Below are 21,210 nucleotides of genomic sequence, written 5' to 3'. Positions count from 1 at the left end.
GAGAGAGTAATCGGCAACGGTGAAACACTCGAGAAGCAGAGATCCGGCCGAGAATGTGAGAGCATTCCCGGCCGAACCCCTGTCTGGGGCATGTTCCCGCTCATCGACTTGCCAAACTGGTGCTCCATTGCGCTGCCGGCACGAGTCGCACGCCGGTCTCGGCCTCGATGCTGCGGGCATTACTATTCTCGATCCTGCTCTGATCCAATATCATCGACGATCCTCGCACGTGCCGGTCGGGACGCGGTAGGCGAGGACTTTCGGCGAGTGCGCCACGGTGCCATCCGGTCGAGGAGCCTGTCGTTCAGGACCAGCACATGAAAGAGGACGGCGGACATGTGTGCGGTGAAGGTGAAGAACAGCAGGTAGGCGAACGAGGTGTGAGCTTGTCTCAACAACGCGTAGACGCCGGGATCGGGTGCAAGCAGCGTGGGCAAGTGCAGATGCTGGTAGAGGATGATCGGGTAGCCGCCGGCCGAGAGCATGGCCCACCCGGTGAGTGGCTGAATCACAAGCAGCGCATAGAGCAGGTACTCCGACGCGGTTGCGACCCGGCGCTCGACCGGTCTCATGGTGGCGGGTGGTGGGGGCGTGCGGCACACCAGACGATTGCCGATTCGGACGATCACCAGGGCGAGGATCGCGGCGCCCAACGGGACGTGCACCGAGCGCAGCAGATGGTAGTGGTCGAGGGTCGTCACCATGACGGCGCCGACGAGCAGTTGTGCGATCACCATGACCGCCATCGCCCAATGCAGCAACCGGACGGTCGGCGCGAACCGGAGCGGGCGGTCGGTCGGGTCAGCGGTCAACGCGCACCCCATCCACATCGACGAGGGCCGGTGTTGTGGGCTCCCCGGACCGGCGGGTGAACGATTCGGTGTAGACCGCGGACCGGGCGCTGAGCAGGGGATCGTCCGAGGGCGCAATGCCCGTTGGGAGGATGAGCGGGTCGAAGTTGAGGTCCCGCGCGGTGTGCGGCGCTTCGGTCTGGACCGCATCGATGGTCACGGTGCCGACGTCGAGGACCTGTCGGGTCGGCGGCCACGGCCGGGTGGCGTCGTCGGTCCGATCGCCGGGTTGACCGATCGTGAGCAACATCCGCCACCGCAACGGCCCACGCGAGGCTGCCGCGGTGAGTGTGTCGAAGAGGTAATCGCGCCCCGGCAGCGGCGGCAGGCCGGGGGAGCGGGCCGGTTGCTCAGGGGCCAGTGCCCATCGCACCGCAACGGTGACTCCGGTGTCGTTGGTGCAATGGAAGGCGTTGAGACCGTAGAAGGTGCTGTCGTCGAACCCGGAGGTCGGTGGATGCTGTCGGATGAGGTTCATCGCCGCCGCGGTCTCGGGATGGCGGGAGAGAAACGCCGCCATGCGATCCGGATCGGGCTTGCCGGTGGCCGGGTCCGTTTTCGATGCGAGCAACCGCTCGTAGAAGCCGTCTGGTGTCCGGTCGGGGAACACCGGGGTGTTGACCATCGCGGTGCGCCACTGCTCGCCATCGGGGAGGTCGAACGCCAACCCCAGCCCGCGGACCGTGGCGTCGGTGTCCGGAGTGGACGGATTCCCGCCCGAAAGTGAGAACCGGCCGGTCACCGGGATCCGGCCGACCCGGAAAACGCTGGCCGTGGAGACCGCGGACCCGGCGCCGGTGGCGGTGAAATATCCAGTCGCGCCGACTCCTTTGGCGTGATTGCGCCGGAACCCGTCGTGGTGCCCGGCGACCTCCTCGAACCGGTCGGTCAGCCGTGCCGCGGTCAAAGCGTCGGTGTCCAGAGTTCCCGCCGCACAGACGAACCCGCCGACGTCCACTGCCGCGATCGCGCCGACCGCGGCCAGGCCGAGCAGCGCACTGCGCCGACTGACCGCCGGGCGTGGCGCCCCAACTGGGGGTGCGGTGGCGTCATCCATGGGCGGAGTCGACCGTCACCACGTGCCAGGTTCCCTTGATGCCGTCGCCGCGCGTCTGCCCGGGGGCGGTGTCTTTCGCGAACCGGTAGAGCGGGTGGCCGTCGTAGGTGATTTGGACGGTTCCGTCCGGCCGCGTCGTGGCACCCGTGCGGGCGGCGAGGGTGGCGTCGGGCCGGGGTGCTCCGAGTGAGGGCGGCCAGATCTCGGCGCAGGGGCCGGTGCACCGGATGGAGCCGGGGGTGTCCCCATCGAATCGGTAGAGCGTCAAACCGTCTCCGTCGGTGAGCACCGTGCCGAGGGCGGCGTCCCGGGTGCCGAGCTCCACCTGCCCGGCGGCAGCCGGGGTCGCCGACGGCTGAGTCTGGGCGTCGTCAGTGACGGTGCCGCACGCCGACATCAGCGCGATCGCGGTGCCGGTGCCGGCCGCCGCAAGGATCGATTTCTTCAGCATCTGCGGAGGTCTCCATTCGTTCGTTCCCGTGTGCCGGATCGTTCGGCGCTGGGGAGTACGGATGGTCGGCGATCCGCGTTCACCTGCCGGAGCCGCCACCGCGCACGGGAGTGGCAGAATTCGAGATGAACGCCGCGCCGCCCGCGCCCGTACTCCTCGGTGGGTGTCGGGTGAGCCGACGCCGTATCCGGTGTTTCGGGAGGTGAGTGGTGCGGCTTCGTATCGTGCGCACACGCGGGGACCAGTCCGAGGGCGGTTTGGATGACGAAACGGTGTTGCGGGCCGCCTACGACGAACACGGGAGGGAACTGTTCGCCCTCGCCTACCGCTCCCTCGGAGACCGGGGTCGCGCGGAGGAGGCGGTACAGGAGACGTTTCTTCGGGCGTGGCGGCGCGCGGACCGGTTCGACCCGCGACGCGCTACGCTCCGGACCTGGCTGTATGCGATCTGCCGCAACGTGGTGATCGACGCGATCCGGGCTCGTGCCGCCCGACCCGAGCTGGCCGACGCTGCACCACCCGAGCTGCCCGCACCCGAGCGTCCCCTCGAACAACTGCTGGTGGGGCTCGAGATGGAGGAGGCGCTGCGGCGGCTGTCCGATCAGCACCGTTGCGTCCTGGTCGAGATTCATCTGCGTGACCGGCCCGCCGCCGAGGTGGCCGCACAGCTCGGCATTCCCGTGGGCACCGTCCGCAGTCGTGTGTACTACGCGCTGAAAGCTCTCCGGCTCGTACTCGAAGAAATGGGGTGGCATGGTGACCACTGACCGCTGCCAGCAGATGCGCACCATGTTGGGGATGTACGCGCTCGGTCGCCTCGACGACCGCGAGACGATCACGCTTCGCGCCCACCTCGACGGCTGCCCGGACTGCCGCACCGAGTTGCGTCTGCTGACACCGGTCGCGGCCGCCCTGTCTGCGGCGGACGCGGACCGGCTCACCGAACCTGCGCCCCGGCCGTCGTCGACGCTGCCCGACGCGATCTTCGGGGCCGTAGACCGCGAACGCGGACGGAAGCGGTACCACCGGATCGTAGTCGCCGCCGCGGCCGTCGTGATCGCCGTCGGCCTGGTGACCGGCGGGTTCTTCCTGCGCGGGGGCACCTCGACTGCCCCGCCCGGGCAGCCGGTGGCATTCACGGTGCTCGCCGCAGGGGTGGACGCCTCCGCGCGGGTGGAGAACCGGGCGTGGGGAACCGGAATCAGCCTCGACGTCGCAGGACTCCCGCAGGGCCGCACCTACAACGTCTGGCTCCAACGCTCCGACGGAAGTCGCATGAATGCCGGCAGTTTCATCGCCGGCGGCGACAAGACGATGTCGATGCAGTTGGCGGTGGGGCTGCCGATGTCGGATGCGACGATGCTCGGGGTGAGCGCCCCGGGCGACGACCGGACCCTGCTGCAAGCGCCCCTGCGGTCCTGACCGACACCAATCCTCGTGGACGACGTAGAGGAGCCGGCCGTCGCGGGCGACGACCCGTCCGGCCCGCACCACCGTGTCCCGACAGGGGATGTCGACGACGATCTGCCGGCACGCATTCTCCGTCCCACAACATGAAGTCGGCGGGTGAACCCGGTTGCAGGTCGACCCGCGGTAGCCCCATGACGGCAGCACCGCCGAGCAGCCATGCGCGGTGGAGCATGTCCGCGTTACCGAATGGGCTCCAGTTGTTGCGAACGCCATCCGACCCGAGCCCGACCCGGACACCTCGCTGCGCCAGGCGCCGGAAGGGCAAGACCGTTGTTGCCGACAGCGCGGCCGTCGTCAGTGCGATGTCCGCCTCCGCCACCACGTCTGCTGCCGAATCCAGGTCTTGGCAGGACAACTCAGCTACGGCGAAGGCGTGGCTGACCGTGACCCGGCCGTGTAAGCCGGCGGCTCTGGTTCGCTCGGCGATGTCGGTGAGAGTCGCGGTACCCGTCTCGCCGGTGTCGTGGAGGTGAATGTCGATCGGCAATCCGTGTCTTTCGGCGATCCCGAAGACCGTGTCGAGTTGGCGGGGCCTCCTCCTGATCTACCGGGGGTGTGGTCGAATCCGGCCGGGTCGATCCCTCCGATCACGTCGACCAAGCCGCTGTCGGCGGCCATCTCGAGCACGAGCAGCTGTACCAGGCGCTCCGAGCTCGGGACGCCGACGGAGCGGAAGAACTGGCCCGCCGACACCTCGTGGGTACCCGGGTTGAAGCCCTCCGCTCCCTGGCCCCCGAGACCGAGACGACCTGAGGCGTCCCGCGTAGCACGCGGGCAACCACGGTCTCTCCTACGAGTGCGAGATTCGAACGCACCTGTCTAGCCGATCAGGACCACGAAATCTACTTGCCGCGAATATAACTCGGCTGACGGATCCGGCAGGACGGTCGAGCCGAGCCGCTCGTGTGAGAATGCCCGGCGCGGGCGTTCGCTCACCGGCCCAATCGTGCGAGCCGTTCGCCCGGTGTCGTCGCACCCCAGACGCCGTGCTGTTGGCCGGTGTTGAGGGCATACTCGAGGCATTCCTCCACCACCGCGCAGCCGCGGCAGAACTCCTTGGCGAGATCTTCGCGCTCGGAGCGAGCGTTTCTTCGTTCGGCGTCCGCCGGGAAGAAGATCTCCGCGTCCGCTTCATGGCAACGCGCAGCCAATCGCCACTGCCACAACTCGGTGTCGTGAGGATGCAGAGTCATAACCGATGTCGACATCTTTCGACTACCCCCTTCGCTCTCGGTCGCCCCGAATTACAGCCCATTCGGCAACACACGAGAACAATTCGAATCTCCAGGATTTCGGGGTGAACGCTGCGCCGTTCGTGGTGAACCACTGAAGATCTGATCGGCGTGAGGCGAATCCTGTTGTTCATCGACTGCTCTTGCGATGCTGACCGGGCGACACCCGGGCGGCCTCGAAAGGCAGACGCATGACCATCTTCGATCCCCCCGGTCGACGCTGCGAGCCTCGGAGTCTACGACTCGATCACCGACGCCAGCGGCAACACACCCCTCGTCCGGTTGAACCGGGTAACCGGAAGTATCTCCGCGGCGGTGTATGCCAAGCTTCGTACTCTCGGACACCCCGTATCTGCCGGAGATCGAGCGTCAGGGCAACCAGCTGCTGCCGTTGCTGCGGGAATGAGCCGGGGGAGCGCTACTTGCGCTGGGAATCGTTTGGATCGTGCAGATTCTCTGGAAAGACTCCCCGCTGAAGTCCTGCCGATCGTCGAGGACTTCGCAGCACTATGTTGGGGTGGTGGGCGACGATGACACCTGGGCCGGTTTGGCCGATCAGTTTGCCGACGAGGCGTATGCCTCGGTGAAGGGGCGGGTGCGAACCTATGTGCTGCACCAGCAGCTGCTGGAGCATTTGCCGGCCCCTCCAGCCCCTGTGCTCGATGTCGGCGGAGGCGCGGGCCATCAATCGTTCCCGCTGGCCCAAGCCGGTTACGACGTGACGTTGCTCGACCCGTCGTCGGCGATGCTGGACAAGGCCCGACAGCGACTCCAGCGGCTGCCTGGAGAGGTCCAGCGACGGGTGACGCTCGTGGAGGCCGACGGCGAGAACGCCGATGAGGCGGTGAATGGTCAACGCTTTGCCGCCGTGTTGTGTCATGGCGTGCTCGGGTACCTGGAGCATCCGGAGCCGTTGGTCGACCAGCTGTGCAGGTGCGCTGCCGCCGGTGGTGTCGTCTCGATCATGACGGGCAACGCCAATGCGATGGCAGTGCGACCGGCCTTGGAACAACGGTGGGATGACGCTCTGGCATCGTTTGACGCGAGGGGCGAGATCGGGGTGCTGGGAGTGCCGACTCGTGCCCATACGGTGGAGGAACTGAGCGAAGTCGTGCAGAGCCGCGGCGTGGAGCCAGTGCGATGGTACGGGGTGTGGATGTTCGTCGACTGGCTCGATTTCAGTGGAGCGGGGTGGGACCCGAGCGATTCACAGCAGGTGGAGGCGGCGGCAGCAGTCGAACTCGAGGCCAGCCGACGAGACCCCTACCGCCAACTCAGCCGCGTCTTCCATCTCGTGGGACGCAAAAGCTTGAGCTGACGGCACAACGGCACCATCGGTACGCCACCACAAAGTCATCGCCGATGCATGCAAATCCGGTGCGCGGTCTTCGTGTCGCCATCGAGATGGCAGGATCAAGTCATCGAGATCGGAACCTCGATGTGAGGGTCCGGATCGAGATCGAGGGAGTATCGGCATGGCACAGGGCATTGTGAAGTGGTTCAACGGTGAGAAGGGCTTCGGTTTCATCGCACCCGACGACGGAACTCCGGACGTTTTCGTGCATTACTCGGAAATCTCGGGCAGCGGTTTCAAGTCGCTCGATGAGAACCAGCGCGTGGAGTTCGAGGTCGGCCAGGGGCAGAAGGGCCCGCAGGCCACGAACGTGCGCTCTGTCTGACCAGTGCCACGTGGGGACCGCATCCGATGGGTGCGGTCCCCGCTTCTGTCGCCGGATGGGCATCCGGTCAAGGCCCCGATATCGAACTGCACGCCGAGGGCGCTGAATTCCGGAGTCGATGGTTCAGCTGACGCGGATGAGCTTCTTGTTCACGAATTCGTCGATTCCGTATTTGCCGAGTTCACGACCGAAACCGGAGCGCTTCACGCCGCCGAACGGCAGCTCAACTCCCTCGGCGCCAACGGCATTGACGAACACCATGCCGGCCTCCAGAGAGTCGGCGACGCGGTAGGCCTGATCAGGGTCGGTGGTGAAGACATACGAGCCGAGACCGAACGGGGTGTCGTTCGCCAGCTCGACGGCCTCGTCCTCGGAACGCACCTTGTACACAGTCGCTACCGGCCCGAACAGTTCCTCCCGGTAGGTGCGTGAATCCCGTGACACATTCGTCAGCACGGCCGGTGGGAAGAAGGCGCCCTTCCGTTCGCCCTCCGACACCAGCGTGGCGCCCTCGGCGATCGCCTGCTGCACCTGCTCGGACAGTCGGTCGGCGGCGGCGACCGACGACAGCGGCGCGAGTTCGTCTGCGGTGGCGAGCACCTCCGCGGTGAATCTGCCGACGAAGTCGTCGTAGAGGTCCTCGGCGATGATGAATCGCTTCGCGGCGTTGCACGCCTGCCCGGTGTTCTCGAAACGACCTTCTACTGCCGCTTTTACGGTGGCGTCGAGGTCATCGGAACTGAGCACGATGAACGGATCGGAACCGCCGAGTTCCAGTACCACCTTCTTGAGGTTGCGGCCGGCGATCTCGGCGACTGCTGCGCCCGCACGCTCGGACCCGGTCAATGACACACCCTGGACCCGCGGGTCGGCGATCGCGTCGGCGATCTGCTCGTTGGTGGCGTAGACATTGACGTAGGCGCCCTCCGGATATCCGGCGTCGGTGAAGATCTGGTGAAGTGCCGCCGCCGATTCCGGGCACTGGGGTGCGTGTTTGAGCACGATAGTGTTGCCCAGTGCCAGATTCGGACCCGCGAACCGGGCGACCTGGTAGTAGGGGTAATTCCACGGCATGATGCCGATCAGCACACCGATCGAGTTGCGGCGAATCAACGCGGTACCCGCACCCTCGACCAGGTCGATCGGCTCGTCGGCCAGGAACTTCGCGGCGTTGTCGGCGTAGTACTGGTAGATCGCGGCGCTGAAGTCGACTTCCCCCAACGACTGGTCCAGCGGCTTGCCCATCTCCCGCTGGATGATCTTGGCCAGCTCGTCGCGGCGTTCGGTGTGTAACTCGGCGACCTTGCTGAGCAGTCCGGCGCGCTCAACCACCGTCGAGCCGCGCGACCACTCACGGTGCGCCTTCTCCGCCGCGGACAACGCCGCCTGCATCTGCTCGTCGGTCGCGGTCGGATATTCGCGCCCCGTTCTTCCGGTGGCGGGGTCCACAACTGCGTACAGGCTCATGTTCACGTCTCCTCGGAAGGGGTCGGGCATTCCAGTATCGCTTGCGATGGGTGCCCGGGGGTGGACCTCGAGGTGGGGGTGGCGCCGCCTCAGCACAGGTCGCTTGTTCGCGGCGGCCGCGCAGTGAGATCGTTCACTGTTCAGCGGTCGGATTGTATCGGGGTATAGGCTTGGTACACCGGAATGGTTGCCGCGTCGAGCGAATCGGCTCAGGCCATCCCGATTCGAAAGAATGCCGGCCGGTTCGCGGCCGATGCAAGGAGCGTCCATTGATGCCAATGGCTACAGGCACGCCGAGGCGCCGCGCAGATCCGCACCGCGCGACCATCTCCAGGGGTGGGCACGCCGTCTCGGATTCGATGCTGACACCACGCCTGATGGCGAGCCGAAAGAGCCGCCTACGACATCATGCGGACCTCGCCACATATCGACAATGATCTACCCGGTCGCCATCACCCCAACCGGCCGCGCCCACAAACACCTGAATCAAGGAACAGAATGACCATCGATCATGACAAAACCGAACTCCCGCTCTTCTCTGCGCAGCGAACACTGACCCACAGGACCCAGGAGCCCGGCACCGACGCGCCGCGCACCGACGATCCACCCACGCAAACATCCGCCGAGATCCATCGTTCACTCTTCAGCGACGAGTGAACGGCGTGCTCGGCCGCGAAGGCTGTGACCCCTCCGGTCGAGTGGGGTAACGACTTCGTCGATGCGCCGTAGTGGTCGCAGGAACGCAACGGTGCCCGCCACCAGGGCTAGGGGATCGGGCTGGTCGTGACTGGCGATCAGTGTTCAGGCCCGTGACGCCGCCTCGAGGAACCGGTCCCGGTCGACGATCGCCCGGTCGATCTCGCCCGACGCGACAACCTTCCCCGAGCTGTCGGTCGCCCGCACGGTGAAGGTGAGGCGGTGGCCGACAGCGGCGGCTGGCGGCTCGGCGGCGATCTCGATGCTGGCACCGACCGGTGTCGGGCCGCGGTGCTCGATTCGGACAGCGGTCCCGACGGTCGTCTGACCCGCACCGATGAACGATGCAGCGCAGGCGACGGTGGCCGCCTCCATCCAGGCAATCAGCCGTGGGGTCGACAGCACGGGAACGTCACCGCTGCCCAACGCGGTCGCGGTATCGGACTCGACTACCTCGTAGCGCACGCCAATACCGTACGCCAGGCGCGGCTTGGCGGGAGAGATGCGGGTTGCTGCACGATGACGTAGAGACGCAAAGGCGTGTGCACCCGGACATTCCGTGGCGACATCTTGCGATTCCGGGTTGCCGATCGTCGCGATGGTGCGTCTGAGACACTGGCTGCTGAGCGATAGCGTGCGTCGCCACTATCGTCACGACACGGGACTTACGAGGGGGATCGCGACGTATGCCGGGGATCGATGGGCACTTGGACTCGAGGCGGCGCGCGGGCGCGAGGTCCTCACGGCGCACTCGATGTGTCGCCCTCGTCGTCGGCCTCACCGCCACGATCGCCCTGGGGACGGTACCGCCCGCCGCCGCGCAGCCGGCACCGGGTGCCGATCTGCGCTGGGGGCCCTGCCCGGGCGAATACGAGCTGGATCCGGCATCCGATCAGTGCGCGTCGGTCACTGTTCCCCGCAACTACGCGGACCCCGCCGCCGGCACGATCGACGTTCTCGTCACCCGCCACCGCGCCGAGGATCCCGGCTCGCGGCGCGGCGTGCTGTTCACCAATCCCGGTGGGCCCGGCGGAGACGCGATCGGCTCGAACAGCATGTTCGTCGAGATCCTGCCCGACGCGGTCCGCGCACAATGGGACGTGGTCGGTGTCCAACCGCGCGGGCTTCCCTACGCCGGCGCCGTCGAGTGCGTGCTGGCCCCTGAACAAACGACGGCGATGAGCCTCGGCTTCGGCGGTGCCGCGACGCGTACGGCATGCGAGTCCGCTGCGCCGGGCACCACGGCGCACCTGACGACCGAGAACACCGCGAAGGACTGGGAGCAGGTCAGGCTCGCACTCGGCGAGGACGTCATCGACATCTACGGCCTCTCGTACGGCACGATCCTCGGATCCACCTACGCGACGCTGTTCCCTCAGCACACTGGTCGCATGGTCCTCGATTCCGCGGTGGACCAGAAGTGGCTGTGGAACGACGTGTTGTGGCAGCAGAACGACGGCTACAAGGATCGCTTCTACGACCTCATGGACTGGATCGCCGCCCACGACGACACGTATGGGCTCGGTGACACGCCATTGAAGGTGTATCAGCGGTGGTCGGACCGGATCGTCGAGGAAGCCGGCGGTAACCCGACGCCCGCGCCGCCGCCCGCCCAGATCGGTGACGTACCGCCGGGCCTGGAAGCCGTTGCCGATGCCTACCGCGGTGGGGTCGATCTCACCGGACCGGCACGCGTTCAGTTCGAGGCCTTCATCCGCAGCCTCGCCGACCCGTCGCACACCCAGATGTCGTCCAGCATCTACGTGATGACGCGGCAGGTGCTTCCCGCCCGCAACAGCTGGCCGCTCATGGCCCGGGTGATCCGGGACGGGCGAGACGCGATTCCCGACGGGACCGCGATGGACGACCTGACGGAGCAAGAGTACGAGCGGATCGCCCAGGCCCAGGTGATGCAGTCACTGGTCCTGTGCAACGAGAACAATGTCGCCGCTCGGCCGGACCGCATTCCGGGTTGGCTCTTCTCCACCTTCGTCACGGGAGATCTCTTCGACCTCATCGGGTACAGCTACAGCGCCGGGCCCGAATGTGCCGGTGCGCCGCCCGTTGCCGCGCCGCCGACGTTGAGCAATCGGGGACTGGCGACGGCCCCGCTCGTCCTGCAGGGAATGCGCGACCCGCAGACCCCCTATCAGGGCGGAGTTCAGCTCGCCCACGACATGGCGGCGCACCTCGTCACCGTCGAGGGAGGAGATCACGGTGCGGGGATCCAGGGTGGCAACGCCGTCGTCGACCAGGCCCTCACCGAGTACCTCGAGACCGGGCGCACCACCGTCACGCACGCCCACGAGGCGCCGATCACCGCACCGCTGTGAAGTCCGGGGACGGGCCGCGGACGAAGAGATATAGGCAAGCAACACCCTGAGTCGTGCTGAGCTGCGAGACGGGCGTTCCTGGTTCGAAAAGGTGCAGACCCGAATAGACTTGCCGAGGTGAGCCGCGAGGACCCCGATCGGCTGTCCGCCGACGACGCACATATCCTGGGGCTCGAATCGGCGGTGATAGCCGGCCACACGCTCAAGCTGGTCGTTATCGAGCCGGCCACCTCCCCGCTCGACGTCGAGGCTCTGCGAACTGCGGTGTCGGAGCGGCTTTCGAGCCAGCCGCGGGCGACGCAACGGATCGACACATCGGGGCCGGAGCCGCGCTGGGTCGACGCGACCGCGTTCGAGATCAGTGACCACGTCCGGCGCCGGGAAGAGCCCGGGTGTGCCTCGCGCGACGATCTGTGGCGGGCCGTCAGCAGGCTGATGTCCGAGCACCTCGACCACGAGCGTCCCCTGTGGACGTTCGATCTGATCGGGCCACTCGGCGACGGGCGCGAAGCGATCGCGGTCCGGATCCATCACGCGATGGCCGACGGGATCAGCGCGGTTCGCTTCCTGGACGACGTGCTCTGGGATCAGCACCTCGAACCGCCCCCGCGAGAACCGCGACCGGGCCTTCGCGCCGCTTCGTCGCAGCGTTCGCGGGTCGACGAGGCGCTGCGGATGCCCGCGGCTGTGCGTCGTGAGCTCGGCCATCGCGGATCGCACTCGCCCTTCGACCGCCCGATCAGTGCCGCCCGCGAGCTCGCCTTCACCGTCGCCCCGCTCCCGGAGCTGAAGGCAATCGGCGCCTCACGCCCCACCCGCGCAACCGTCAACGACGTACTCCTCGCGATCGTCGCCGGCGGCCTGCGCAGCTGGCTCAGCGCCGGAGCGACGGCCCTGCCGCGGCTTCGTGCTCAAGTTCCGGTCAGCCTGCACCACCGGGATGAGGGAGCGGGTGAACTCGGAAACCGTGATTCCTTCCTGAACGTCGATCTGCCGCTCGCCGAGGCGGATCCGCTGACCCGACTCGACCGGATCAACGCCGAGACCAGCAAGCGCAAGCGCCTCGACGACGCCGAAGAGCTGTTCGATCTCTTCCACGCACTCGGACGCGTGAAGCGCGTCGAGGAAGCCGCAAAGCGACTCGCCGGCAGCGCGCGCGAGTTCAGCCTTTCGATCTCTAACGTTCCCGGCCCGCCCGCGCCGGTCAGCGTTTCCGGACGCCGGGTCGAGCGGCTGTTCTCCTCCTCCGAGCCCGCCGCTCACCACGCGCTGCGGATCTCGGCGATCTCCTGCGCCGGGATCATCGGTATCGGGCTCTGCACAGACCCCGAGGCGCTGCCCGACGTTGCCCGGCTGGCGGTGGCGATGGAAGATTCATACGCCGAGTTGCTTGACGCCGCGATCACATGACGTCGATCCCGCTCGGTGTCAATGGCATTCGATGCCGGGCGGGGGTGGGTGGTTCAGGCGCGTCGGACAGGCACGATCGATCGAACCCGCGCGTCCCGCAGGAACAAACCGCCCCACACGAAGATGCCGACATAGATCGGGAACAGGGTGGTGCTGATGATGGGCTGCTCGGTGAGCATGTTGGTCGCGACCGCTCCACCGAGGTATCCGGTCAGCAGCACCGCGCCCAGGATGGACGTGGCGGGCACGAGGTACAGAATCAGGCACACCAGCAGAACGACCCCGATGACACGGTTGAGGTTCTCGGCAAAGCCCAGCTCGGCCATCGCCTCGCGCACCATTTGGGTGTTCGCGATGTGGATGAGCGAGTCGAACAGGAGAAACAACACCACGAGGGCGCTGACGACAAGTCCGGCAACTCTGGCCTTCTTCGTGGTTTCGCCTGTCGGCGCCGGTACCGCGTTGGAGGTTCCCGTGGAGGGTGGTGTCGATGTCATGAGACTTTCTCCTTGTTGTTCATGAAGCTGCACACCGCGTCTGCACGCTTCGTGTCTACTCACACCAGTACAGACCAGAGGCGACGGGAAAACTCATCGCGGCGAGGTCGTGAGCGAAAGGGGAATCAGGTTTGCATCGGGCACGACCTCGAGTCGGTAAACGCCGGTGACGTAGCGGCCTGAGACTTCGGGCCCGCGGCGAACGAGTGCGGTGGGCGAGTCAATGCCATTGCGCGATACCGATTCATTGCGCCGGTCAGCCACCTGTGTCGACTACCTCGCGACGCAGGCGGTGGTCAGCGACGCGGACTCGGCGAAGGACGAGTTACTGTCGGCGCCCGCGAACGAATTCGCCGCCGCGTTGCAACAACTGGAGGGGCTAAGGCCCGGTACGTCGTCAGGGGCCGCTACGTCGAGAAGGCGATCTGCGAACGAGCAGGCGGCGAGACTGCGCGACGAGATCCGCGACAAGCGGAGGATGCCGACCGCGACGCTCGCATAGCGCTCGGGGAACTCTTGAGAAACGAGATCGCCGCCAAGTGAGACGAGGACACCCGGATGGTGGTCGAAGTCCTCACGAGCTCGCTCACACCCTCGATGTGCGTGAACCCACGCACGAGGAGGGGGCCGTGCAAGTCGCGGTCCCGACCGGCAGATGAACTCGAGCAGACCGTGGGTGAACTCGCCCGGGACTGGGACGGCCGGATCGAGATGCGCCTGCTCGGGCCGCTCGCCGCGTACGAGTTCGCCGGGACACAGAAGCCGGAGCAGAGCTGATTGACGGGTCTACTTCTGCGTTGTCATTCGTTCCGGCGCAGGTTCGCGGTATGCAGGTTGCGGCAGCGGAGGGTCTACCGCTTGGCGTAGTCGGCGACGCCGGTCCAGTCGATGACCACGCAGGGCTCGTCGCCGAGAATCCAGGCGTCGTGTCCGGGCGGGCAGATCATGAGATCACCGGGGCCGAACTCCATGTCCTCCCCGTCGTCCATGACGATCTTCATACGACCCGAGATGACGTAACCCATGTGAGCCGCTTGGCAGCTGTCTGTCTTGGCGATCGGTTTGACGTGCTTGGACCACTGCCAGCCGGGCTGGAAGGTCGCCCTCCCCACCGCGCCGGAAGTGACATTGACGAGCTCGAGCCTGCCCATGTCGTCCTCGAAGGGGCGGGTTTCCTCGGGTGAATCGAGACTCTTGCGGATGAGACCGGACATCGGTTGTCCTCCCACGTCGTTGTGGCGGCACCCACAGATGCGACGGACCTTCGACCGGCAAATAGGGAACCGCGGGCTGAAGCGAATTCCTGGCTCTTCGATTCTGGGCTGGCACCCTGGTTTGCCGCAATATCGAGCGGCGGCCCGTGGGTGGGGACAGCGGCGCTCTGGCGAACAACTCCGCACTGAGGCCGACAGATCCTCAGTCGAGATGGATGGCCGAGATGCAGGTCGATCCTCGCGGCGGAATGACCATCGACGACGCCTTCTTCCCGCACGATGAGGACTTTCGGGGTCTGCGGGGATTCCTATACTGCGAGTCGATCGCTCAGTTCCATGTCCTCGCGGCGATGGCCGGATCCGCCACACAGGACTGCCTCCACGCAGTATCGCGTCCGGATAGACGTCCGGATAGAGCTGTGACTGTCTACGGATTCGGGTCGGTAAATGGTGGTGCCGATGTCGAGAGCGGTTACCTCGACTCCGGGGGCCGGCAGGGGCGCAGGTATCGGACGTTGCGGGTACACGCGGTCAGTTCGGAGAGGGCCTGGTGTAGCTGCCCGGTCACGTCCCACACATCGAGGACGAGGTTTCGGCAGGCGATGATGCCGATGTCGAGGTGCCGGCCGTAGGACATGGCGGCGATGGTGATGCCGCCTGCGGCGTCGCTGACGGCAGAGACGGGAAAGTTCCCGGTTACTGCGATGCCCGCGGCATACAGCGGCCGAGCAGGGCCGGCGGCGTGGGAGATGATCAGGTTGACCGCTGGCGTGGGCATGGTCAGCGTCCGCAGCGGTGTGCGCGAGAGCAGACCGCGCAGCGCCCGCGGCAGCGCGGCGCCGAAGTCGCGGACGAGCGTGGCGGGTGCCGCGCGGAAACGTTGGGGTGCCGCCGTGAGCGAGGTGTGCACCTTTTGCAGCCGGCGGGCCGGGTCGGATTCGTTGATCGGAAGGGCGATGGGCAGGAGGGAGAGCCGATGGCCGGCGGTCGCGAACTGTGCGTCGGTGCGCCCCGCGATCGGCATGGCGGCGGCCATGGCCGTGTCGGGCAGGGCATCGTGGTCGATGAGCCAGCGACGCAGCACGGTGGTGCACAGCGCCGTCACCACGTCGTCGACGGTGAACCCCATCGCGGTCCTGACCGCCTCGACCTCGCCGAGCGGCAAAGAGGTGAACGCGAAGCGTCGGTGCGCGGTGGCGGGGCCGGTGAATGGGGTGTCGGGCGGTGTCAATGCCTCGTCCGTCGGCTCGTCAGCCGACCACCGCCATGCGCGCGGGGTCAGCCGGCGGGCGAGTGTGCCCAGCAGGTCCGCGCCGGGGACGGTGAGGGTGCGGGCGAGCTCGGGCAGGTGCGGTGCGAGCCGGAGCGAGGACCACATCAGCCGTGCGGGCAACAGTGCGAGATGCCAGGCGCTGTTGCCGAGCATCCCCAGGGCGCCGGCCGCCTGGTACTGCTCGTCGCTGAGCCGGTGCGGCTCCGTGCGGGGTCGCGGGGTGGTGTCCATCAGCACCACGAGGGCCTGCGCCGCGGTCAGACCGTCGATCACCGCGGGGTGCACCTTGGTGTAGATCGCCTGCCGGCCACCGGTGAGCCCGTTCACCAGATAGCACTCCCACAGAGGCCGGTTGCGGTTCAGTGGACGTGCCGAGAGAACGGAAATCTGCTCGGCGAGCTGTTCGTCGGTGCCGGGACCGGCCAGAGCGACTTCCCGGATGTGATAGCCGAGGTCGAGGAACTCTGAGTCCACCCAGTAGGGCCGGTCGAGCCCGAGGGGTACCTCCTGTAGCCGCCACCGCAGTGGCCCCACCAGGTGTAATCGACCCTCAGCGAGTGTCCGGAGGTCCTGCACCGTGAGCCCGCCACCTGGCGCGGTGGGGCCGAGGACACTCAGTACCCCGACATGGGTGGAGGTGGTGGATGTCTCGGCGTCGAGGAACTGCGCATCGAGTGAACTGAGCTGGTGCATAGGGTTTTTACCTGGATTGGGTGAGCCAACCTGCTGGGCGAGCCCACAAGGCGTCACCACAACGCTACGCCGCGACGCGTCCCCGTGGTGTCCCAAACAATTCGTTCACCGAATCCTCAATGAGCGTCGATCGAACCACTTCGAATTGGCGCACACCGAGTTTCGATTTGCGGCCGCCGGAACGGCCGTACGCGGGCAGCAGCGAGGGTTCGTGCGGATATCCGCCGGTCGGGGCGTTGACGATCGTCGGCGGGGACGGCAGGCGCGCCTTCTCGTCGAAGGCCGGTCGGTGAAGCGCAACATGGGTTCGGAAGGTGCCGTGGCCGTCTCTCGCACCCTTCGAATGCCACGAAATCCAGTGGGTGCCATCAGTACGCCAGATTCGGTTGCCGCAGAACGCCAAGTCTCGATCGGGACAGAAAACTACGGGCGGCGAATGGTCGTGGCACACGTATCGGCGTTTCCTGCAACTCTCGGGTTCCGACTCGCGAGGTCCTGTTCAATCGGCGGCGTAACGTCCTGTCAGCCGCAGGGCAGAACGGTGCCCAGCAAGCTGGGGGCCGAGCTGCGCCGCAACCTGGCCGGCCAGCGACCCGTGCAGCCTGTGGGCCGTCGACGGACCCCCAATAATTCGCAGAAGTCCGATTCCGACGCCGCATCGTGGTTGCCGCCGAACAAGAGATGCCGGTGCACATGCGTCTCTCGGCGGTCGACGTGAAAGCCCCTTACCGGGTGTGCGTGACCACGGCGGGGGCTCCCCGCTTCGAATCACGGAGTGTTCCGTCCGACCGGGCACCTTAGGCAGTGGATTCTTCGCCGCTTGTCGTGTTCGGCTCGGCCTGGTTCTCGCCTGGACACCGCTATCGCCCGAATCGACGAGATGACCTCCGCAGCGACATCGTCAAGCTGAGCGACGAGGACCTGGCCTGGCTGCGGACAGGCGGTCGCTACCATGACCGACCGCGACCTGCTGGCCCGTAGAACCGATCGGCAGCGGCTGCGGACGATCGGCCTCGACGACCTTCGAGGAATTTTGCACCGCGCGAACGCTGCGCGGCACGGGCCATCACCTCGGCCGGCGAACAGCCTCCCCGCACCGATGCTCTCGCTGCAGCCGGCCGACAAGCATCGGGGTGTGCCGGTCGGCGGGTGCCAGGGTGCCCTTGACGGTCGTTTCCGCTGTTCCGTCGATCAGGTCACCGCGATGATCTGAGGGAGCAGTGTGTCACCGGCCGAGGAGGCACCGGCGAGGAGCTGCGCCATCGAACCCGGCGGCACTCGTTCCGGTGCCGAGTGCGCGCCGGCCAGGACGAGCCCGGCGCCGCCTAGAATGGGGTGATACGGACGCCTTCGCTGCATCGGGCGGGGTGGTCCGCGGCGGCTGGGCTCCTTACGAGCCCGACCCGTGGGAGGTGGCCATGCAACCGTCCGACCGGATGCGGGCGCTGCCGCGGCGGGCCCGGGTCACGATCATGGTGACGGTGGCTCTCGTTGCGTTGCTGGTGATCGGGCCGCGTCTGGTCCTGGTGTATACCGATTGGCTGTGGTTCGGTGAGGTCGGCTACCGCCGCGTGTGGGGGACCGTGCTGGTCACCCGGCTGATCCTGTTCACGGCGGTGACGCTGCTGGTGGGTGCGGTGATCTTCGCGGCCATGGTGTGGGCGTACCGGTCCCGCCCACTGTTCGCGGTCGAGGACTCGGCCGCGGCCGAGGCGAAGGATCCGCTCGAGCGGTATCGGACGGAGGTGCTGCGCCGCCCCCGGTCGTTCACGGTGGGGATCGCGCTGCTGCTGGCGCTGCCGTTCGGGCTGCACGCGCAGGCGAGTTGGGAGACGGTGCAACTGTTCTTGCACGGCGGCGGCTTCGGCACCGTGGACGCGGAGTTCGGGTACGACATCGGCTTCTACGTCTTCGACCTGCCGTTCTACCGCTTGATCCTGACGTGGCTGTTCATCGCGGTGTTCCTGGCGTTGCTGATCGGCCTGGGAACCCACTACCTGTTCGGCGGCGTCCGGCTGACACCGAGCAAGGACCACGTCATCGAGGTGTCCCGGCCGGCGCGCATCCAGCTCGCGGTGCTCGCGGGCACGTTCATCGCGCTGAAGGCGGCGTCCTACTGGCTCGACCGGTACTCGTTGTTGTGGAGCGGCCGGAAGGAACCCACCTTCACTGGGGCCGGGTACACCGACATCAATGCGGTGCTGCCGGCCCGGTTGATCATGGTCGCGATCGCGGTGCTGTGCGCGGTGGCGTTCTTCGCCGCGATCGCGGTGCGGGACCTGCGGATCCCGGCGATGGCCACGGCACTGCTGGTGCTCTCGGCGATCCTGGTCGGCGGAATCTATCCGGCGCTGATCGAGCAGTTCTCGGTCCGCCCGAACGCCGCCGACCGGGAGAGTCCCTACATCGAACGCAACATCGCCGCGACCCGGCAGGCCTACGGACTCGGCCCGGACCGGGTCGACTACCTCGACTACCCCGGGGTGGGCACCCGGCCGCCCCGGGACATTCCCGCCGACGTCACCACCATCGCCAACGCCCGCCTGTTGGACCCGACCGTGCTCTCGCGCACCTTCACCCAGCAGCAACAGCTGAAGAATTTCTACGGCTTCCCCGAGCACCTCAACATCGACCGCTACACCATCGACGGACAACTCGCAGACTACATCGTCGCCGCCCGCGAGCTCTCCCCGAACAGCCTCAGCGGCAACCAGACCCAGTGGATCAACCGGCACACCGTCTACACCCACGGCAACGGGTTCATCGCCGCCCCCGCCAATAGGGTCAACGCTGCCGTCCGCGATGTCGCCGGGCAGAGCGCGAGCAGCGACAGCGGGTACCCGATATACGCGGTCAGCGACATCGCCTCCCAGGCGGGCGGCGACCAGGTGATCCCGGTCGAGCAACCGCGCATCTACTTCGGTGAGGTGATCGCGCAGGTGGACCCGGACTACGCCATCGTCGGCAGCCCGGAGGGTGCGCCGCCGCGCGAGTACGACACCGACACCGCCCAGTACACCTACACCGGCACCGGTGGGGTGCCGGTGGGTAATTGGTTCAACCGGTTGGCGTTCGCCGCCCGGTACGCCGAACGCAACATCCTGTTCTCCGGCGCCATCGGGCCCGAGTCGAAGATCATCTTCAACCGGGACCCGGCCACCCGCGTCGAACACGTCGCTCCGTGGCTGACCACCGACTCCAACCCGTATCCTGCGGTGGTCGGCGGTCGGATCGTGTGGATCGTCGACGGCTACACCACCGCCGCGCACTACCCGTACTCGCAGGTCGGTTCACTCACTGCGCCGATCGTCACCGAGACCGGCCGCACCTCGCCCCCCGAGCACGTGTCCTACGTGCGGAACTCGGTGAAGGCCACCGTCGACGCCTACGACGGCACCGTCACCCTCTACCAGATCGACGAGAACGACCCGGTCCTGCGGGCGTGGATGAGCGTGTTCCCCGGCACCGTGCAGCCGCCGAAGGCAATCCCGACCGAGCTGCGCGCGCACTTCCGCTACCCCGAGGATTTGTTCCGCCTGCAGCGGGACCTGCTGGCGAAGTATCACGTCGATGATCCGCGGGAGTTCTTCACTACCAACGCGTTCTGGTCGGTGCCCAGCGATCCGACCGCAGACACCGGTGGGGAGCAGCCGCCGTACTACGTCCTGGTCGGCGACGCCGACACCGCGGCCCCGTCCTTCCGGCTCACCAGCGCCATGGTCGGCTTCAACCGCGAATTCCTCTCCGCCTACCTCTCGGTGCACTCCGACCCCGAAAACTACGGCAGGATCGATATTCTGCGGTTGCCGACGGATACCCAGACCCAGGGCCCGCGGCAGACCCAGAACTCGATGATCTCCGACACTCGCGTCGCGTCCGAGCGCACCCTGCTCGAGCGGTCCAATCGGATCTACTACGCCAACCTGCTGACGCTGCCGATCGCCGACGGCGGCATCCTCTACGTCGAACCGGTTTTCACCGAACGTTTGACCAGCACGCCCAACGGTTCCACCTTCCCGCAGCTGGCGCGGGTGCTGGTCAGCTACCGCGAACCGGGCACGGGCGGAGTGCGGATCGGCTACGCCCCCACTCTCGCCGAGGCCCTCGACCAGGTCTTCGGCACCGGCACCGGCGCCGTCGCCACCGCACCCGGCGGCGACGCCACCACACCACCACCTACCGGCGGGCAACCGCCGGCGCCGCCTCCACCGGGCGCCCCGCCGCCGGCGGCACCGGACCAGCTGACCGCCGCGGTCCTCGAACTCAACGACGCCCTGGCCAACCTGCGCGAGGCGCAACGCACCGGCGACTTCACCGCCTACGGCGCGGCCCTGGACCGCCTTCAACAGGCCATCGACACCTATCTGGTCGCCGGCGGAACCCCGCGTTGACGCGTCCCCTCCGCACGCTCCGTTCAATGACGGTGTGCTGTAAAGAAAGTCACAGGTTCGACGACGCCGGGTAGGCCGGCCAGAACCACCCGCCGGCCGCGTACGTGCACCCCGGCCCGTCCCTTCGCCGCCCTCGACCCGATGGCGGCGTTGGACAAGTCGACTACCGAACGGCTCGAGGATTCCTGGAGGACCTCTAGCGTGAGGCAGTGCCACATTCGGGCACGGGGCACCCGTTCCTCATGTAAGACGCGCGGTTCGAGTTCGAACCGCACGGCAATCGGCGCGCAGCGCGTCAGGGAATCAGATGCCGGCGAGGTCGCCGGGAAAGCCGGCGGTCAGGAAGTCGGTGTTGAAAACGTTACTGTCCGCTGCGATTCGGAAGTCGGCTGCCGGGCGACGTGCAAGGTCTCGGCCGCTCTGTTGATGCCGCCGTTGTCCACGACTGCAGAAAATACTCCATCTGCCGCACGTCCATGCTGGCAACGTGACCCAC

At 67.0% G+C, this 21,210-nt stretch carries 20 protein-coding genes and 2 pseudogenes; 12 read left to right on the top strand and 10 right to left on the bottom strand.

Annotated elements, in window-relative coordinates; translation table 11 throughout:
- Nucleotides 1–182: 182 nt before the first annotated feature.
- Genes FND50_RS20915 through FND50_RS20905 form a run of 3 tightly spaced genes read right to left on the bottom strand, consistent with a single transcriptional unit; the run spans nucleotide 183 to nucleotide 2,359 of the window.
- Nucleotides 183–812: a cytochrome b gene (locus tag FND50_RS20915; RefSeq protein WP_144286948.1), complete on the bottom strand. Its 630-nt coding sequence runs from the start codon at nucleotides 810–812 to the stop codon at nucleotides 183–185.
- The gene (locus FND50_RS20910; RefSeq protein ID WP_144286947.1) at nucleotides 802–1,908 is read right to left on the bottom strand and encodes a catalase family peroxidase; all 1,107 of its coding nucleotides are present in this window, start codon (nucleotides 1,906–1,908) and stop codon (nucleotides 802–804) included. Before FND50_RS20910 ends, FND50_RS20915 begins: the two co-directional genes overlap by 11 nt.
- Complete coding sequence (locus FND50_RS20905; RefSeq protein WP_144286946.1) at nucleotides 1,901–2,359, bottom strand: hypothetical protein; 459 nt, start codon at nucleotides 2,357–2,359, stop codon at nucleotides 1,901–1,903. Before FND50_RS20905 ends, FND50_RS20910 begins: the two co-directional genes overlap by 8 nt.
- Before the next feature lie 209 nt (nucleotides 2,360–2,568).
- Between FND50_RS20905 and FND50_RS20900 the strand changes: the two genes are divergently transcribed.
- Nucleotides 2,569–3,126: a sigma-70 family RNA polymerase sigma factor gene (locus FND50_RS20900; RefSeq protein ID WP_169695577.1), complete on the top strand. Its 558-nt coding sequence runs from the start codon at nucleotides 2,569–2,571 to the stop codon at nucleotides 3,124–3,126.
- Nucleotides 3,113–3,781, top strand: coding sequence for a zf-HC2 domain-containing protein (locus tag FND50_RS20895; protein WP_144286945.1), 669 nt, complete (start codon nucleotides 3,113–3,115; stop codon nucleotides 3,779–3,781). The genes FND50_RS20900 and FND50_RS20895 overlap by 14 nt, the downstream gene beginning before the upstream one ends.
- A gap of 175 nt (nucleotides 3,782–3,956) precedes the next feature.
- On the opposite strand, the pseudogene FND50_RS36940 reads toward FND50_RS20895, so the two are convergent.
- Nucleotides 3,957–4,316 (bottom strand): annotated as a pseudogene (locus FND50_RS36940) (amidohydrolase family protein); the annotation flags it as partial.
- Between the two features lie 68 nt (nucleotides 4,317–4,384).
- Here FND50_RS36940 and FND50_RS20885 point away from each other — a divergent pair.
- Complete coding sequence (locus tag FND50_RS20885; protein ID WP_144286944.1) at nucleotides 4,385–4,582, top strand: FCD domain-containing protein; 198 nt, start codon at nucleotides 4,385–4,387, stop codon at nucleotides 4,580–4,582.
- 179 nt (nucleotides 4,583–4,761) lie between these two features.
- Here the strand turns inward: FND50_RS20885 and FND50_RS20880 are convergent, their stop codons facing one another.
- The gene (locus tag FND50_RS20880) at nucleotides 4,762–5,022 is read right to left on the bottom strand and encodes a WhiB family transcriptional regulator (RefSeq protein ID WP_269207245.1); all 261 of its coding nucleotides are present in this window, start codon (nucleotides 5,020–5,022) and stop codon (nucleotides 4,762–4,764) included.
- A 484-nt stretch (nucleotides 5,023–5,506) separates the two neighbouring features.
- Here FND50_RS20880 and FND50_RS37830 point away from each other — a divergent pair.
- A pseudogene (locus FND50_RS37830) lies at nucleotides 5,507–6,004 on the top strand (class I SAM-dependent methyltransferase); the annotation flags it as partial.
- A 532-nt stretch (nucleotides 6,005–6,536) separates the two neighbouring features.
- Nucleotides 6,537–6,740 carry a cold-shock protein gene (locus tag FND50_RS20865; RefSeq protein ID WP_005242781.1) on the top strand — a complete coding sequence of 68 codons (204 nt, stop codon included), beginning with the start codon at nucleotides 6,537–6,539 and terminating at the stop codon, nucleotides 6,738–6,740.
- 123 nt (nucleotides 6,741–6,863) lie between these two features.
- Here FND50_RS20865 and FND50_RS20860 read toward each other — a convergent pair whose 3' ends face one another.
- Nucleotides 6,864–8,207, bottom strand: coding sequence for an NAD-dependent succinate-semialdehyde dehydrogenase (locus FND50_RS20860; RefSeq protein ID WP_144286941.1), 1,344 nt, complete (start codon nucleotides 8,205–8,207; stop codon nucleotides 6,864–6,866).
- 498 nt (nucleotides 8,208–8,705) lie between these two features.
- Here FND50_RS20860 and FND50_RS36205 point away from each other — a divergent pair, with 498 nt between their 5' ends.
- On the top strand, nucleotides 8,706–8,864 hold the full coding sequence (locus FND50_RS36205) for a hypothetical protein (protein WP_186301101.1): 159 nt from the start codon (nucleotides 8,706–8,708) through the stop codon (nucleotides 8,862–8,864).
- A 144-nt stretch (nucleotides 8,865–9,008) separates the two neighbouring features.
- Here the strand turns inward: FND50_RS36205 and FND50_RS20855 are convergent, their stop codons facing one another.
- The gene (locus FND50_RS20855) at nucleotides 9,009–9,368 is read right to left on the bottom strand and encodes a thioesterase family protein (RefSeq protein WP_144286940.1); all 360 of its coding nucleotides are present in this window, start codon (nucleotides 9,366–9,368) and stop codon (nucleotides 9,009–9,011) included.
- Between the two features lie 221 nt (nucleotides 9,369–9,589).
- Between FND50_RS20855 and FND50_RS20850 the strand changes: the two genes are divergently transcribed.
- Together FND50_RS20850 and FND50_RS20845 are read left to right on the top strand one after the other, a co-directional pair.
- Entirely contained in the window at nucleotides 9,590–11,236 is a 1,647-nt protein-coding gene (locus FND50_RS20850) for an alpha/beta fold hydrolase (protein WP_144286939.1), read from the top strand.
- A gap of 117 nt (nucleotides 11,237–11,353) precedes the next feature.
- Nucleotides 11,354–12,646 (top strand): wax ester/triacylglycerol synthase domain-containing protein, encoded by a 1,293-nt coding sequence (locus tag FND50_RS20845; protein ID WP_144286938.1) that lies wholly within the window; start codon nucleotides 11,354–11,356, stop codon nucleotides 12,644–12,646.
- A gap of 53 nt (nucleotides 12,647–12,699) precedes the next feature.
- On the opposite strand, the gene FND50_RS20840 is transcribed toward FND50_RS20845, so the two are convergent.
- Nucleotides 12,700–13,143 (bottom strand): DoxX family protein, encoded by a 444-nt coding sequence (locus FND50_RS20840; RefSeq protein ID WP_144286937.1) that lies wholly within the window; start codon nucleotides 13,141–13,143, stop codon nucleotides 12,700–12,702.
- Between the two features lie 223 nt (nucleotides 13,144–13,366).
- On the opposite strand from FND50_RS20840, the gene FND50_RS20835 reads away from it, so the two are divergent.
- The gene (locus FND50_RS20835; RefSeq protein WP_144286936.1) at nucleotides 13,367–13,645 is read left to right on the top strand and encodes a hypothetical protein; all 279 of its coding nucleotides are present in this window, start codon (nucleotides 13,367–13,369) and stop codon (nucleotides 13,643–13,645) included.
- A 56-nt stretch (nucleotides 13,646–13,701) separates the two neighbouring features.
- Nucleotides 13,702–13,920: a hypothetical protein gene (locus FND50_RS20830; RefSeq protein ID WP_144286935.1), complete on the top strand. Its 219-nt coding sequence runs from the start codon at nucleotides 13,702–13,704 to the stop codon at nucleotides 13,918–13,920.
- Nucleotides 13,921–13,994: 74 nt separating this feature from the next.
- Here FND50_RS20830 and FND50_RS20825 read toward each other — a convergent pair whose 3' ends face one another.
- Nucleotides 13,995–14,357 (bottom strand): cupin domain-containing protein, encoded by a 363-nt coding sequence (locus FND50_RS20825; RefSeq protein ID WP_144286934.1) that lies wholly within the window; start codon nucleotides 14,355–14,357, stop codon nucleotides 13,995–13,997.
- A gap of 472 nt (nucleotides 14,358–14,829) precedes the next feature.
- Entirely contained in the window at nucleotides 14,830–16,323 is a 1,494-nt protein-coding gene (locus FND50_RS20820; protein ID WP_144286933.1) for a wax ester/triacylglycerol synthase family O-acyltransferase, read from the bottom strand.
- A 952-nt stretch (nucleotides 16,324–17,275) separates the two neighbouring features.
- Here FND50_RS20820 and FND50_RS20810 point away from each other — a divergent pair.
- On the top strand, nucleotides 17,276–17,536 hold the full coding sequence (locus FND50_RS20810; RefSeq protein WP_144286931.1) for a hypothetical protein: 261 nt from the start codon (nucleotides 17,276–17,278) through the stop codon (nucleotides 17,534–17,536).
- A gap of 205 nt (nucleotides 17,537–17,741) precedes the next feature.
- A complete protein-coding gene (locus tag FND50_RS20805) occupies nucleotides 17,742–20,714 on the top strand; it encodes a UPF0182 family protein (RefSeq protein WP_186301099.1) in 2,973 nt (990 codons plus the stop codon).
- Nucleotides 20,715–21,210 lie beyond the last annotated feature (496 nt).

The sequence above is a fragment of the Rhodococcus sp. WB9 genome, assembly GCF_007558985.1.
Classification (GTDB): domain Bacteria; phylum Actinomycetota; class Actinomycetes; order Mycobacteriales; family Mycobacteriaceae; genus Rhodococcus_F; species Rhodococcus_F opacus.
Note: the sequence above shows the minus strand (reverse complement) of the source record. Positions and strands in the feature narration are given on the sequence as shown.